This window comes from Paenibacillus sp. LS-5 (assembly GCF_056121505.1).
Window position 1 is genome coordinate 1 of record NZ_JBWAVA010000112.1, and the last position, 246, is coordinate 246.

The following is a 246-nucleotide window of genomic DNA, read 5'->3' on the forward strand; positions in this document are numbered from 1 at the left end:
TGGCGTGCCGGTGCATGCGCTCGAAAGCTACCTCGCCAAGCTGATCAAGCTGGGCGAGGCGGTGGCGATTGCCGAGCAGGTCGGCGAGGTCGGCGCGGGCAAGGGGCCGGTGGAGCGCAAGGTGGTGCGCGTGGTCACGCCGGGCACGATCACCGACACCGAGTTGCTGGCCGACAAGCAGGATGCGGTACTGCTGGCGGTCAGCGTCCAGGGCAAGCGACATGGACTGGCCTGGCTGTCGCTGAC

General features: G+C 68.7%; 1 protein-coding gene. It reads left to right on the plus strand.

From position 1 onward, the window contains the following. Positions 1-246, plus strand: a 246-nt coding sequence (locus AC0MA3_RS26680) for a MutS N-terminal domain-containing protein (RefSeq protein WP_474658375.1), incomplete at both ends; no start/stop codon positions are given.